The organism is Kitasatospora sp. NPDC057940, from assembly GCF_042887425.1.
Classification (GTDB): Bacteria; Actinomycetota; Actinomycetes; order Streptomycetales; family Streptomycetaceae; genus Kitasatospora.
The window spans coordinates 27,076-41,599 of record NZ_JBHVPH010000017.1; the positions used below are offsets into that span (position 1 = coordinate 27,076).

Below are 14,524 nucleotides of genomic sequence, written 5' to 3' on the forward strand. Positions count from 1 at the left end.
GCGATCTGTCCTCTTGTCGACTTTGGAGCATGTGCTGATGAGTCCGTACGACTCGGACCCGGGCGACCGGCTGGTGACGGCCGCCGCCGACGGGGAGGACCAGGCGGTCGAGGCGGCGCTGCGCCCCAAGCTGCTGGACGAGTTCATCGGTCAGGAGCGGGTGCGCGAGCAGCTGTCCCTGGTGCTCCAGGCGGCCCGCAAGCGCGGCAGTGCGCCCGACCACGTGCTGCTCAGCGGGCCGCCCGGGCTGGGCAAGACCACCCTGTCCATGATCATCGCCGCCGAGCTGGGCGCCCCGATCCGGATCACCTCCGGTCCGGCGATCCAGCACGCGGGGGACCTCGCGGCGATCCTCTCCTCGCTCGCCGAGGGCGAGGTGCTCTTCCTCGACGAGATCCACCGGATGTCCCGGCCGGCCGAGGAGATGCTCTACATGGCGATGGAGGACTTCCGGGTCGACGTGATCGTCGGCAAGGGCCCGGGCGCCACCGCCATCCCGCTGGAACTGCCGCCCTTCACCCTGGTCGGCGCCACCACCCGGGCCGGCCTGCTGCCGCCCCCGCTGCGCGACCGCTTCGGCTTCACCGGGCACATGGAGTTCTACGCCCCGGCCGAGCTCGAACGGGTGGTGCGCCGCTCGGCCACCCTGCTGGACGTGGAGATCGACCCGGCCGGCGCCGCCGAGATCGCCGGCCGCTCGCGGGGGACGCCGCGCATCGCCAACCGGCTGCTGCGCCGGGTCCGCGACTTCGCGCAGGTGCGGCACGACGGCCAGGTCACCGCGGAGATCGCCGCCCGGGCGCTGGACGTCTACGAGGTGGACGCCCGCGGTCTGGACCGGCTGGACCGCGCGGTGCTGACCGCGCTGCTGCGGCTGTTCGGCGGCGGACCGGTCGGTTTGTCGACTCTCGCGGTCGCGGTGGGGGAGGAGTCCGAGACGGTCGAGGAGGTGGCGGAGCCCTTCCTGGTCCGGGAGGGCCTGCTCGCCCGGACCCCGCGCGGCCGGATCGCCACCGCGGCGGCCTGGCAGCACCTCGGGCTGACCCCGCCGGTCCAGACCGGCCGGGGCGCCGTGCCCGTGCAATCCGAACTCCTCCGGGCCGACGAGGGCTGAACGGGTGATCGCCGCCCGACGGGTCCCGGGAGGCGTCCGATGCGCCACCCCGGTGAGCGGCCCGCGTGCGAGCCGGGGGCGAAGTCCGGGGAAACTGTGCAGGCGGAGGGTCGCCACTTTCGGCGGCAGGATGCGATGCTTGGCGTTGTCCGATCAGTTCGGGGTCGCCTAGACTCCGCCGGACCGCCCCGCTCACCTGACGGGCCGACCAATACCACACAGGCCGCCGGTCGGCGGCCCGTAAAGGACCCTGGCTGCAGTGAACTTCATCATCCTTCTCCTCCCGATCATCGCGATCGTGCTCATGTTCCGGTCGCAGAAGAAGCGCCAGTCGCAGATGCAGCAGATGCAGACCTCGCTGGAGCCAGGGGCGGGGGTGCGCACCATCGGCGGCCTGTACGCCCAGGTGAAGGCGGTCAACGAGGAGACCATCGAGCTGGAGATCGCGCCCGGCGTGGTCACCCACTTCACCAAGAGCGCGATCGCCGCTGTCCTGGACCCCCAGGAGTACGACGCGATCATCAACGGTCGCCCCGCCGATGACGAGCTGGCCGAGCCGGAGGCCGAGGACGCCGACGCCGAGCCGGTCGAGGACAAGCCGCTGACGCTCACCAAGGACGGCGGCGCCAAGGGCGACGTCGAGGGCGGGGCTCCCGCGAGCAAGTAGTACGGTCGGGCACCAGCCCGGCCGCGCGGCCCAGTGCCGCGAGCCCACAGGACCTCAGGGCCGCAGAACCGCCATGCCCCCGTCCCGCCACAAGCCGGACGGGGGTCCGGTTGGGGGAGTGGCATGGACAGGGAGAAACGAGCAAGGTGGCAACACCCAAGTCGCGCCCGCGCGACGGCTACCCAGGGCGGGCGCTGGCCCTCATCCTGGTCGTCACCGTCGGACTGGTCGCCCTCATGTTCGGGACGGGCCACACCAAGCCCCGGCTCGGAATCGACCTCGCCGGTGGCACCAGCATCACGCTGACCGCGAAGTCGACAGACCCCAAGGCGATCAGCAAGTCCAACATGGACATCGCCACCGGGATCATCGAGCGCCGCGTCAACGGCATGGGTGTCTCCGAGGCGGAGGTGCAGACCCAGGGCGACAACACGATCATCGTGAACATCCCCAAGGGCGGCAACCAGCAGAACGCGGCGGACCAGGTGGGTACCACCGCCAAGCTGTTCTTCCGCCCGGTCCTCGCGGTGGCGCCCAGCGGCTTCACGCCGCCGGCGCCCACCAGCTCCCCCTCGGCCACCGGCACCCCGAGCGCGGCCCAGTCCGCCGGGTCCACCGCCTCGCCCGGCGCGAGCGCGTCCGGCACGCCCAGCGCGAGCGGCACCAAGCAGGGCCGCCCGGCCGGTGAGGCGCTGGCCGCCGACGCCAGCCCGAGCGCCGCCGCGACGGGCGCGAGCACCGCCCCGAGCGCCGCCACCACGCCGTCCGCGCCCGCCACCCCGCCCAGCGCCGCGGACGTCAGCGCCGCGATGACCCAGGGCACCGTGCCGCCGGAGCTGGCCGCGGCCTTCACCGCCCTCGACTGCACCAAGCCCGAGGTCCGCGCGGCCCAGACCGGCCCCGAGGACAAGGCCGTCGTCGCCTGCTCGCAGAAGCCCGAGAACGGCTACTACGAGAAGCTCGCCCTCGGCCCCGTCGCCGTGAAGGGCTCGGACGTCTCCAAGGCCCAGCCGAGCCTCGACACCCAGACGGGTGCCGGCTGGCAGGTCCAGCTGCAGTTCAACGGCGCCGGCACCGACGCCTTCACCAAGGTCACCGGCCAGCTCGCCACCCAGACCCCGCCGAACAACCAGTTCGCGATCGTGCTGGACAACCAGGTCGTCTCGCACCCCGAGGTCAAGAACGTGATCCCCGGCGGCAGCGCCGTGATCACCGGCCGCTTCAGCCAGGCCGAGGCGCAGGACCTGTCCAACGTGCTGGGCTACGGCGCCCTGCCGCTGGAGTTCAGCAAGAGCGACATCACCACCGTCTCCCCGGCGCTCGGCAGCGACCAGCTCGAGGCCGGTCTGATCGCCGGCGCGATCGGCATGCTGCTGGTCGTGCTCTACTCGCTGGTCTACTACCGCGGCCTCGGCCTGGTCTCGATCGCCGGTCTGCTCGTCTCGGCGGCCCTGACCTACTCGATCATGAGCCTGCTCGGCGCCGGGATCGGCTTCGCGCTGAACCTGCCCGCGGTCTGCGGTGCGATCGTCGCGATCGGCATCACCGCCGACTCCTTCATCGTCTACTTCGAGCGCATCCGCGACGAGGTCCGCGAGGGCGCCCCGCTGCGCCCGGCGGTCCAGCGGGCCTGGCCGCGCGCCCGGCGCACCATCCTCGTCTCGGACTTCGTGTCCTTCCTCTGTGCCGCCGTGCTCTACGTGGTCTCGGTCGGCAAGGTCCAGGGCTTCGCGTTCACCCTGGGGCTGACCACCGCGCTGGACGTCGTGGTGATCTTCCTCTTCACCAAGCCGGTGATCACGCTGCTGGCCCGGCGCAAGTTCTTCGCCAACGGTCACCCGTGGTCCGGCCTGGACCCGAAGCGGCTGGGCGCCCGCCCGCCGCTGCGCAGCAGCCGTCGTCGTAGCCCCTCCTCTGCCGCCGTGAAGGAGGCCTGACACCGTGTCACGCTTCTCCAATCTGGGACACCGGCTCTACCAGGGCGAGGTCAGCTTCGACTTCGTCGGGCGCCGCAAGCTCTGGTACTCCATCTCCGGCGTGATCGTGCTGATCGCGGCGATCGGTCTGGCGATGGGCCTGCACCTGGGCATCGAGTTCAAGGGCGGCTCGGTCTACACCGTGGCCAAGCCGGGGCTGACCGTCTCGCAGGCGCAGGAGACGTCCAACCAGATCGTCTCCTCGCACCCGCTGGTGCAGTCGACCGACAACGGCAAGATCCGCATCCAGGTCAGCACCGAGGAGCCGAAGAGCTCGGACGAGATCCGCGCTCAGCTCTCCGAGAAGCTGGGCGTTCCGCTGGACACCGTCGAGGCCCAGGTGATCGGCCCCAGCTGGGGCAAGCAGATCTCCTCGAAGGCACTCACCGGCCTGATCATCTTCATGGTCCTGGTGACGGTCTACCTGGCGATCGCCTTCGAGTGGCGGATGGCAGTGGCCGCCCTGGTCGCCCTCATCCACGACCTCCTGATCACCATCGGCGTGTACGCCCTGGTGGGCTTCGAGGTCACCCCGGGTACGGTGATCGGCTTCCTGACCATCCTCGGGTACTCGCTCTACGACACGGTCGTCGTCTTCGACACCGTGAAGGAGAACACCAAGGACCTCACCAAGCAGAACAAGCGCACCTACAGCGAGGCGGCCAACGCGGGCCTCAACCAGACCCTGGTGCGTTCGCTCAACACCACCGTGGTCGCCCTGCTCCCGGTCGCCGCGCTGCTGTTCATCGGTGGCGGCATCCTGGGCGCCGGCACGCTGAACGACATCTCGCTGGCGCTGTTCATCGGCCTCGCGGCCGGTGCCTACTCGTCGATCTGCGTCGCCACCCCGCTGCTGGCGCAGCTCAAGGAGGAGCAGCCGGAGATGAAGGCGCTGCGCAAGCGGGTCCTGCAGCACCGGGCCGCGGCCGCTGCCAAGGCCGCCGACGAGGTGCCGGCGGACGAGGAGATCGCGGACGAGGACCTGCCTGCGGGTATGGTCGGTCAGCGCGGCCGGGCGGCCGGCACCACGCGTGCCAAGGGCCGTCCGTCCACCAAGCGCTGAACCGACCCGACCGTAAGGACACGCCGTGACCACCGCCGACACCGCACTGGCCGAGCTGTTGAACAGCCGGATCCGGGACGTCCCGGACTACCCGAAGCCGGGTGTGCTGTTCAAGGACATCGCGCCGCTGCTGGCCGACGCCGAGGCCTTCGGCGCCCTCACCAGGGCGCTGGCGGACCGGGCGCGGGAGCTCGGGGCGACCAAGGTGGTGGGCCTGGAGGCGCGCGGCTTCGTGCTGGCGGCTCCGGCGGCCTTCGCGGCCGGGCTCGGCTTCGTGCCGATCCGCAAGCAGGGCAAGCTGCCCGGCGAGGTGTTCCGGCGCTCGTACGAGCTGGAGTACGGCTCGGCGACGCTGGAGGTGCAGTGCGACGCCTTCGCGCCCGGTGAGCGGGTGCTGGTGGTGGACGACGTGCTGGCCACCGGTGGCACCATCGGTGCCTCGCTGGACCTGGTGAAGGAGTCCGGCGCCGAGCTGGTGGGCGTCGTGGTGCTGATGGAGCTGGGCTTCCTGGACGGCCGGGAACGGCTGGCCGGGCACCTGAACGGCGCCCCGCTGGAGACGCTGGTCACGGTCTGAGGGACCTGAACGAAGGGCGGCGGTCGGATCATCCGACCGCCGCCCTTCCGTTTCCGGCCCGGGTGGATGAACGCCCGGGCGCCCGGCTCGGTACCATGAAGATTCACCCCCTCCCGGTTGCGCCCGACCGTACGGGCCGCGGCAGGGGTCGGCCCCGGTGCCCCGAGGAGAGTCCTTGCCCGACGAGGTTGTGCCCACGGCCGAAGCGGCCGCCCCCGACAACCGTCCCACGCCCTCGGGGGCCACCCCGGCACGCCCGGCGCCGACCTCCTCGCGACCGACCGGCCCCACCGGGCGCGGCTCCTCCTCGGGTGGCATGCGCGCCCGCCTGGCCCGCCTCGGCGGCCAGCGCTCCAGCGTGCTCAACCCCGTGCTGGAGCCGCTGTTCCGGTCGATCCGGGCGAACGACCCGAAGGCCGACCCGGCGCTGCTGCGGGACATCGAGCGGGCCTACGCCGTCGCCGAGAAGTGGCACCGCGGGCAGAAGCGCAAGAGCGGCGACCCGTACATCACCCACCCGCTGGCGGTGGCCACCATCCTGGCCGAGCTGGGGATGGACGCCCCGACCCTGATGGCCGGGCTGCTGCACGACACCGTCGAGGACACCGACTACGGCCTGGAGACCCTGCGCAAGGACTTCGGCGACTCGGTGGCGCTGCTGGTGGACGGCGTCACCAAGCTGGACCGGGTCAAGTTCGGCGAGGCCGCGCAGGCCGAGACCGTCCGCAAGATGGTCGTCGCGATGGCCAAGGACCCGCGCGTCCTGGTGATCAAGCTGGCCGACCGCCTGCACAACATGCGCACGATGCGCTACCTCAAGCGGGAGAAGCAGGAGAAGAAGGCCCGCGAGACGCTGGAGATCTACGCCCCGCTGGCGCACCGGCTGGGCATGAACACCATCAAGTGGGAGCTGGAGGACCTCGCCTTCGCGATCCTCTACCCCAAGATGTACGACGAGATCGTCCGGCTGGTCGCCGAGCGCGCCCCCAAACGGGACGAGTACCTGGCGACCGTCATCGACCAGGTCCAGGGGGACCTGCGCGGCGCCCGGATCACCGCCTCCGTCACCGGCAGGCCGAAGCACTACTACTCGGTCTACCAGAAGATGATCGTCCGGGGCCGGGACTTCGCCGAGATCTACGACCTGGTGGGCATCCGGGTCCTGGTCGACACCGTCCGCGACTGCTACGCGGCGCTGGGCACCATCCACGCGCGGTGGAACCCGGTGCCGGGGCGGTTCAAGGACTACATCGCGATGCCCAAGTTCAACATGTACCAGTCGCTGCACACGACGGTGATCGGCCCCGGCGGCAAGCCCGTCGAGCTCCAGATCCGCACCTTCGACATGCACCGCCGGGCCGAGTACGGCATCGCCGCGCACTGGAAGTACAAGCAGCGCGCGGTGGCCGGCGCGTCCAAGGTCCGCACCGACACCCCGACCCAGGTCCGCAAGGACGACAAGGCCGGCGCCGTCAACGAGATGGCCTGGCTGCGGCAGCTGCTGGACTGGCAGAAGGAGACCGCCGACCCGGGCGAGTTCCTGGAGTCGCTGCGCTTCGACCTGGCCAGCAACGAGGTCTTCGTCTTCACGCCCAAGGGCGACGTGATAGCCCTGCCGGCCGGCGCGACCCCGGTCGACTTCGCCTTCGCGGTGCACACCGAGGTGGGCTACCGGACGATAGGGGCCCGGGTCAACGGGCGGCTGGTGCCGCTGGAGTCGACGCTGGAGAACGGCGACGCCGTCGAGGTCTTCACCTCCAAGGCGGAGAACGCCGGCCCGTCCCGGGACTGGCTGGGCTTCGTCAAGTCGCCGCGCGCCCGCAACAAGATCCGCGCCTGGTTCTCCAAGGAGCGCCGCGAGGAGGCGATCGAGCACGGCAAGGAGGCGATCGTCCGGGCGATGCGCAAGCAGGGCCTGCCGATCCAGCGGATCCTGACCGGCGACTCGCTGGTCACCCTGGCCCACGAGATGCGCTACCCCGACATCTCCTCGCTCTACGCCGCGATCGGCGAGGGCCACGTCACCGCGCAGAACATCGTGCAGAAGCTGGTCCAGGCGCTCGGCGGCGAGGAGGGCGCCACCGAGGACCTCGCCGAGACCGCGACCCCGACGCACGACAACCGCCGGGCGGTGCGCCGCCGGGCCAAGGGCGACCCGGGCGTGATCGTCAAGGGCGTCGAGGACGTCTGGGTCAAGCTGTCCCGCTGCTGCACCCCGGTGCCGGGCGACCCGATCGTCGGCTTCGTGACCCGCGGCAACGGCGTCTCGGTGCACCGCGCCGACTGCGTCAACGTCGAGTCGCTGAGCCAGCAGCCCGAGCGGATGATCGACGTCGAGTGGGCCGCCACCCAGTCCTCGGTGTTCCTGGTGGCCATCCAGGTCGAGGCGCTGGACCGCTCCCGGCTGCTCTCGGACGTCACCCGGGTGCTCTCCGACCAGCACGTCAACATCCTGTCGGCGGCGGTGCAGACCTCCCGCGACCGGGTCGCGATGAGCCGCTTCACCTTCGAGATGGGCGACCCGAAGCACCTCGGCCACGTGCTCAAGGCCGTGCGCGGCGTCGAGGGCGTCTACGACGTCTACCGCGTCACCTCGGCCCGCAAGTAGCGCCCGGCGCGCCGAGACGGCGCCCCGGGCACGAGAGAGCACGAGAGAGGGCCCCGGGAGATCCCGGGGCCCTCTCTCGTGCGTTCGGCGGATCAGCCGCTGAACTCCTCCTGGCTCCGGTGCGCCTGCTCCAGCAGGGTCTGCACGCCGGCCAGCTCGTTCTCCAGCTTGGCGATCCGGCCGGCGTTGCCGGCGGCGCGGGCCTTGTCCAGGTCGGCCCGGATCTTGTCGGCCTTCGCCTCGAACAGGCCGACCATGCCGGCGGCGCGCGCCTTGGCCTCCGGGTTGGAGCGCTTCCACTCGGCGTCCTCGGCCTCGCGGATGGCCCGCTCGACCGTGTTCAGCCGGCCGTCCAGCTTCGGACGGGCGTCGCGCGGCACGTGCCCGATCGCCTCCCAGCGCTCGTTGACCTCGCGCAGCGCCGCCTTGGCGGCCTTCAGGTCGGTGATCGGCAGGATCGCCTCGGCCTCGGTGGCCAGCGCCTCCTTGAGCTTCTGGTTGGCCACCTGCTCGGCGTCCCGCTCGCTGAACACCGCGGAACGGGCCTGGAAGAAGACGTCCTGCGCGCCGCGGAACCGCGCCCACAGCTCGTCCTCGATGTCCCGCTGGGCCCGGCCGGCGGACTTCCAGCGCGCCATCAGGTCGCGGTAGGCGGCCGCGGTGTCGCCCCACTCGGTGGACGAGGACAGCGCCTCGGCCTCGGCGACCAGCGCCTCCTTGGTCTGCCGGGCCTGCTCGCGCTCGGCGTCCAGGGTCGCGAAGTGCGCCTTGCGGTGCTTGGAGAAGACCGAACGGGCGTGCGAGAAGCGGTGCCACAGCTCGTCGTCGCTCTTGCGGTCCAGCCGGGGCAGGCCCTTCCAGGTGTCCACCAGGGCGCGCAGCCGGTCCCCGGCCTCCCGCCACTGGGTGGACTCGGCGAGCTGCTCGGCCTCGGAGACCAGCGCCTCCTTGGCGGTGCGGGTCTCGTCCTGGGCCTTGGCGCGGGCGGCCTTGCGCTCCTCGCGCCGGCTCTCGATCTCGCCGGCGAGCGTGTCCAGCCGCTTGGCCAGGGCGGCCAGGTCACCGACGGCGTGCCCCTCGGTCACCTGGGCGCGCAGGTGGTCCAGCGCGGCCTGGGCGTCCTTGGCGGCCAGGTCGGTGGTGCGCACCCGCTTCTCCAGCAGGCCGATCTCCACCTCGATGCCCTGGTACTTGCGCTCGAAGTAGGCGAGGGCCTCCTCGGGCGAGCCGGCCTGCCAGGAACCCACGACGCGTTCGCCGTCGGCCGTCCTGACGTAGACCGTGCCCTGCTCGTCGACACGGCCCCACGGGTCGCTGCTCATAGCGCGTCCTCCACATGACGTCGCGCCCGCGCCGGGGCGGCGCGCGTCCGTCGTCCACAGTTGATGTGCGGCGGACCGATGAGTCCGCCGTCCCCGTCCGCCGTGACTTGCTGCCGAGGGTGACGGCCAGGCGGGTACGGGCACCCTGATACAACGCCAACATAGGCGACCAGCCCCGGTGCTGTCCGCATCCGGGCCGGGCGATTTCGGGCCGGGGCCGCGCCGAGGCGCTTCGGGCGCCCCTTGCGGGCGGCCCCGGGAGATGTCAACTCTTTGCGGCGGTCACCGAGTTGAAGGTGACGTCGGCCATCGGGTGGCCGTCCGGGGCGCCCTCCAGGGTGCCCGCGGCGGCGATCTTCTGCACCGCGTCCAGGCCCCCGGTGATCTTGCCGAAGGGGGTGTAGTTCGGGGGCAGCTGGGTGTCCTTGTAGACCAGGAAGAACTGGCTCCCGTTCGTGCCAGGGCCGGAGTTGGCCATCGCCACGGTGCCCGCCGGGTAGGTCGCGCCGGTCAGGTTCTCGTCCGCGAACTTGTAACCGGGGCCGCCGGTGCCGCCCGGGACGGTCGCGCTGGCGGTCGGGTCGCCGCACTGGAGCACGAAGATGCCGTCGGTGGTGAGGCGGTGGCACTTGGTGTGGTCGAAGTACTTCTCCCCGGCCAGGAAGACGAAGGAGTTCACCGTGTGCGGGGCCTTGGCCGCGTCGAGCGCGAGCGTCACCTTGCCGCAGTTGGTGTCCAGCGTCGCGGTGTACGTGCCGCCCGCGTCGATCGCCATGGCCGGCTCGGCCTGCCACTGCTTGCCGTTCGGCGCGCCCGGCGCCGGATCAGCGCAGCCCTCGACCGGCTTGCGGGTCGGGGTGGTCGGCTCGGCGCCCTGGCTCGGCGCGGCCTTGGCGGAGGAGCCGGCCGAAGCCGACTTGTCCTTGTCCGAGCTGAACGCCCCGGTGCCGACCAGCGCACCGCCGCCGGCCAGCACCACGACGGCGAGCGAGGCGCCCAGGATCGTGTTGCGGCGCCTGCGCGCGGACCGCGCGGCGACCCGCCGCTCCATCTGGCGCTCGTACTTCTCTCGGGCGAGCTGCCGCCGCCGCTGTTCGCTGCTGACCACCGGCCGTGTCTCCTACGGATGTGCTGGGAAAGTGGATGGGTACCGAAGCGGATCATCGCATCCATCGGCGGCCAAGTGTAGGGACCGGGCCTGTAAGAACGCGGTGAACCTGTCAGTGCGAACCGCGCGCGCCACCCCTATCTGGTTCGCAACCGCACCCGCACCGCCGGTAGGCTGCCTTTACCTCACTGGTTTGCTGCATGACTGGTGGCTGCATCCGACCCGGCAGCCGCGACCGTAGCCGCCACTGCCGACCGCATCACGAAGGACGCGCGTGTTCATCGCCGGATTCCCCGCTGGAGCCTGGGGCACCAACTGCTACCTGGTCGCCCCGGCGGCGGGCGAGGAGTGCGTCATCGTCGATCCCGGCCACCAGGCGGCGCGCGGTGTCGAGGAGATGGTCCGCGAGCACGGGCTCAAGCCCGTCGCCGTGGTGCTCACGCACGGCCACATCGACCACGTGGCCTCGGTGGTCCCGGTCTGCGGCGCCCGCGGCGTCCCGGCCTGGATCCACCCCGAGGACCGGTACATGATGTCCGACCCGGAGAGGGCCCTCGGCCGCGCCCTGGGCACCCAGCTGATGGGCGAGCTCACCGTCGGTGAGCCCGACGACGTGCGCGAGCTCACCGACGGCGCCGTGCTGGAGCTCGCCGGTTTGCAGCTCACCGTGGACCACGCCCCGGGCCATACCGGGGGGTCGGTGACCTTCCGGACGCCCGGTGCCGAGGACCTCCCCCCGGTGCTGTTCTCGGGCGACCTGCTGTTCGCCGGCTCCATCGGGCGTACCGACCTCCCGGGCGGGGACAGCGAGGCGATCATGCGGTCGCTGGCCCGGGTGTGCCTGCCCCTCGACGACACCACCGTGGTCCTCTCCGGCCACGGCGGACAGACCACCATCGGCCACGAGCGCGCCACCAACCCCTACCTCCGACAGGCAGCAGGGGCGGCCGGCGCCCAGGCTTTCCCGCGACGAGGAATGTGACGGAAGAGAAGTTGAGCACCTTCACCGCCCCCAAGGGCACCTACGACCTGCTGCCCCCCAGCTCCGCGACCTTCCTGGCGATCCGCGAGCGCATCGCCGCGCCCGCCCGCCGGGCCGGCTACGGCTACGTCGAGACCCCGGTCTTCGAGGACGTGAAGCTCTTCTCCCGCGGTGTCGGCGAGTCCACCGACATCGTCAGCAAGGAGATGTACAACCTCACCACCCGCGGCGGCGACGAGCTCGCGCTGCGCCCGGAGGGCACCGCCTCGGTGCTGCGCGCCGCCCTCCAGGCCAACCTGCACAAGCAGGGCAACCTGCCGGTCAAGCTCTGGTACTCCGGCTCGTACTACCGCTACGAGCGCGCCCAGAAGGGCCGCTACCGCCAGTTCTCCCAGGTCGGCGCCGAGGCGATCGGGGCCGAGGACCCGGCCCTGGACGCCGAGCTGATCATCCTCGCCGACGACGCCTTCCGCTCGCTGGGCGTGCGCGACTACTCGCTGCTGCTCAACAGCCTCGGCGACAAGCAGTGCCGCCCGGTCTACCGCGCCGCCCTGGTCGAGTTCCTCGCCGGCCTGGACCTCGACGAGGACACCCGCCGCCGCGCCGACATCAACCCGCTGCGCGTCCTGGACGACAAGCGCGAGTCGGTGCAGGCCCAGCTGGTCGACGCGCCCAAGCTGCGCGACTACCTGTGCGAGGAGTGCAAGGCGTACGACGAGAAGGTCCGCGAGCTGCTCACCGCGAACGGCGTGGCCTTCGTCGACGACCCGAAGCTGGTCCGCGGCCTGGACTACTACACCCGCACCACCTTCGAGTTCGTGCACAACGGCCTCGGCGCCCAGTCCGCGATCGGCGGCGGCGGCCGCTACGACGGCCTGTCCGAGATGATCGGCGGCCCGGCGCTGCCGTCCGTCGGCTGGGCCCTCGGCGTGGACCGCACCTTCCTGGCGATGGAGGCCGAGGGCATCGTCCTCGACCTGCCCGCCGCGACCTCCGTGTACGCCGTCGCGCTCGGCGAGGAGGCCAAGAACGTCCTGTTCGCCAAGGTGGTCGAGCTGCGCCGGGCCGGCGTCGCCACCGACCTCGCCTTCGGCGTCAAGAGCATCAAGAACGCCATGAAGTCCGCCGACCGGTCCGGCGCCCGCTTCGCCCTCGTGGCCGGGGACCGGGACCTCGCCGACGGCGTCGTCCAGCTCAAGGACCTGACCACCGGCGAGCAGAACCCCGTCGCCCTCGACGCACTCGTCACCACCCTGAAGGAGAAGCAGCTGTGATCCGCACGCACGACGCGGGCACGCTCCGCCCGGAGCACGCAGGCACCACCGTCACCCTGGCCGGCTGGGTCGCCCGCCGCCGCGACCACGGCGGTGTCGCCTTCATCGATCTGCGCGACGCCTCCGGCACCGTGCAGATCGTGGTCCGCGACCTCGACTCGGTGCACGGCCTTCGCGCCGAGTACTGCGTCAAGGTCGTCGGCGACGTCCGGGTGCGCCCCGACGGCAACGAGAACCCGGACATCCCGACCGGCGCGGTCGAGGTCGTCGTCAGCGAGATCGAGGTCCTCTCCGAGGCCGCCCCGCTGCCCTTCCCGGTCGCCGAGTACGAGCCGGGCACGGTCAACGAGGAGGTCCGGCTGCGCTACCGCTACCTGGACCTGCGCCGCGAGGGCCCGGCCAAGGGCCTGCGGCTGCGCTCGAAGGTCAACAACATCATCCGCCGGGTGATGGAGGAGAACGACTACCTCGACATCGAGACGCCGTACCTCACCCGCTCCACCCCCGAGGGCGCCCGCGACTTCCTCGTCCCGGTCCGCCTGCAGCCCGGCCACTGGTACGCGCTGCCGCAGTCGCCCCAGCTGTTCAAGCAGCTGCTGATGGTGGCCGGCATGGAGCGCTACTACCAGATCGCCCGCTGCTTCCGCGACGAGGACTTCCGCGCCGACCGGCAGCCGGAGTTCACCCAGCTCGACATCGAGGCCTCGTTCGTCGACCAGGAGGACATCCTGGCCCTCGGCGAGAAGATCGTCGGCTCGATCTGGCGCGAGGTGCACGGCTACGAGCTCCCCAACCCGCTGCCCCGGATGACCTACGCGGACGCCATGGCCCGCTACGGCTCCGACAAGCCGGACGTCCGCTTCGGACAGGAACTCACCGACCTCACCGAGTACTTCAAGGGCACCGAGTTCCGCGTCTTCCAGGCCCCGTACGTCGGCGCCGTGGTGATGCCCGGCGGCGCCTCGCAGCCCCGCAAGGCGCTCGACGCCTGGCAGGACTGGGCCAAGGCGCGCGGCGCCCGCGGCCTGGCCTACGTCGTCATCGACGCCGAGACCGGCGAGCTGCGCGGCCCGGTCGCCAAGAACCTGTCCGAGGAGCACCTGGCCGGCCTGGCCGCCGCCGCGGGCGCCAAGAACGGCGACGCGATCTTCTTCGCGGCCGGCAAGCAGCGCCCCTCGCAGGAGCTGCTGGGCGCCGCCCGCCTGGAGATCGGCCGCCGCTGCGAGCTGATCGACGCGTCGCAGTGGGCCTTCCTCTGGGTCGTCGACTTCCCGATGTTCGAGCCGATCGAGGACGACAAGGGCGAGTTCCAGGGCTGGCACGCGGTGCACCACCCGTTCACCGCCCCGACCGTCGAGTCGCTCGCGACCTTCGACACCGACCCGGGCTCGGCCCTGTCCAACGCCTACGACCTGGTCCTCAACGGCTCGGAGCTGGGCGGCGGTTCGATCCGTATCCACCAGCGCGACGTGCAGAAGCGGGCGTTCGACGCGATCGGTCTCTCCGAGGAGGAGGCGGCCTCGCAGTTCGGCTTCCTGCTGGACGCCTTCAACTACGGCCCGCCGCCGCACGGTGGCGTCGCCTTCGGCCTCGACCGCATCGTCACCCTGCTCGGCGGGTACGACACCATCCGCGACGTCATCGCCTTCCCGAAGACGTCCACCGGCGGTGACCCGCTGACCGGCGCCCCGACCCCGATCACCCCGGCCCAGCGCCGGGAGGCCGGCGTGGACGCCAAGCCGAAGCTGCGCGAGGACGCCGCGAAGTCCGACGCCTGACACCGGATCCGCTAACCTTCAACGGCCCCGGACGGTCCACCCACCGTCCGGGGCC

The 14,524-nt window shown here is 71.5% G+C and carries 11 protein-coding genes; 9 read left to right on the plus strand and 2 right to left on the minus strand.

Annotation, left to right across the window (positions count from 1 at the left end):
• Positions 1-37: 37 nt before the first annotated feature.
• From ruvB to ACFVTF_RS24075, 6 genes are all read left to right on the plus strand, one after another.
• On the plus strand, positions 38-1,114 hold the full coding sequence (ruvB, locus tag ACFVTF_RS24050; protein ID WP_371516217.1) for a Holliday junction branch migration DNA helicase RuvB: 1,077 nt from the start codon (positions 38-40) through the stop codon (positions 1,112-1,114).
• A gap of 259 nt (positions 1,115-1,373) precedes the next feature.
• Positions 1,374-1,781 carry a preprotein translocase subunit YajC gene (gene yajC, locus ACFVTF_RS24055; RefSeq protein ID WP_363583076.1) on the plus strand — a complete coding sequence of 136 codons (408 nt, stop codon included), beginning with the start codon at positions 1,374-1,376 and terminating at the stop codon, positions 1,779-1,781.
• A gap of 146 nt (positions 1,782-1,927) precedes the next feature.
• Entirely contained in the window at positions 1,928-3,718 is a 1,791-nt protein-coding gene (secD, locus tag ACFVTF_RS24060; protein WP_387816365.1) for a protein translocase subunit SecD, read from the plus strand.
• A gap of 4 nt (positions 3,719-3,722) precedes the next feature.
• Entirely contained in the window at positions 3,723-4,820 is a 1,098-nt protein-coding gene (secF, locus tag ACFVTF_RS24065) for a protein translocase subunit SecF (protein ID WP_371516215.1), read from the plus strand.
• Between the two features lie 25 nt (positions 4,821-4,845).
• Entirely contained in the window at positions 4,846-5,397 is a 552-nt protein-coding gene (locus ACFVTF_RS24070) for an adenine phosphoribosyltransferase (protein WP_387816367.1), read from the plus strand.
• Positions 5,398-5,554: 157 nt separating this feature from the next.
• Positions 5,555-8,005 (plus strand): bifunctional (p)ppGpp synthetase/guanosine-3',5'-bis(diphosphate) 3'-pyrophosphohydrolase, encoded by a 2,451-nt coding sequence (locus tag ACFVTF_RS24075; protein WP_371516213.1) that lies wholly within the window; start codon positions 5,555-5,557, stop codon positions 8,003-8,005.
• A gap of 92 nt (positions 8,006-8,097) precedes the next feature.
• Here ACFVTF_RS24075 and ACFVTF_RS24080 read toward each other — a convergent pair whose 3' ends face one another.
• Both ACFVTF_RS24080 and ACFVTF_RS24085 read right to left on the minus strand, forming a co-directional pair.
• Positions 8,098-9,327 (minus strand): DUF349 domain-containing protein, encoded by a 1,230-nt coding sequence (locus tag ACFVTF_RS24080; protein ID WP_371516212.1) that lies wholly within the window; start codon positions 9,325-9,327, stop codon positions 8,098-8,100.
• A gap of 265 nt (positions 9,328-9,592) precedes the next feature.
• The gene (locus ACFVTF_RS24085) at positions 9,593-10,435 is read right to left on the minus strand and encodes a peptidylprolyl isomerase (protein WP_387816370.1); all 843 of its coding nucleotides are present in this window, start codon (positions 10,433-10,435) and stop codon (positions 9,593-9,595) included.
• Positions 10,436-10,709: 274 nt separating this feature from the next.
• On the opposite strand from ACFVTF_RS24085, the gene ACFVTF_RS24090 reads away from it, so the two are divergent.
• Genes ACFVTF_RS24090 through aspS form a run of 3 tightly spaced genes read left to right on the plus strand, consistent with a single transcriptional unit; the run spans position 10,710 to position 14,469 of the window.
• The gene (locus tag ACFVTF_RS24090) at positions 10,710-11,417 is read left to right on the plus strand and encodes an MBL fold metallo-hydrolase (protein ID WP_363618252.1); all 708 of its coding nucleotides are present in this window, start codon (positions 10,710-10,712) and stop codon (positions 11,415-11,417) included.
• Between the two features lie 11 nt (positions 11,418-11,428).
• Positions 11,429-12,691, plus strand: coding sequence for a histidine--tRNA ligase (gene hisS, locus ACFVTF_RS24095; protein WP_063346798.1), 1,263 nt, complete (start codon positions 11,429-11,431; stop codon positions 12,689-12,691).
• Positions 12,688-14,469: an aspartate--tRNA ligase gene (aspS, locus tag ACFVTF_RS24100; RefSeq protein ID WP_387816372.1), complete on the plus strand. Its 1,782-nt coding sequence runs from the start codon at positions 12,688-12,690 to the stop codon at positions 14,467-14,469. Before hisS ends, aspS begins: the two co-directional genes overlap by 4 nt.
• Positions 14,470-14,524 lie beyond the last annotated feature (55 nt).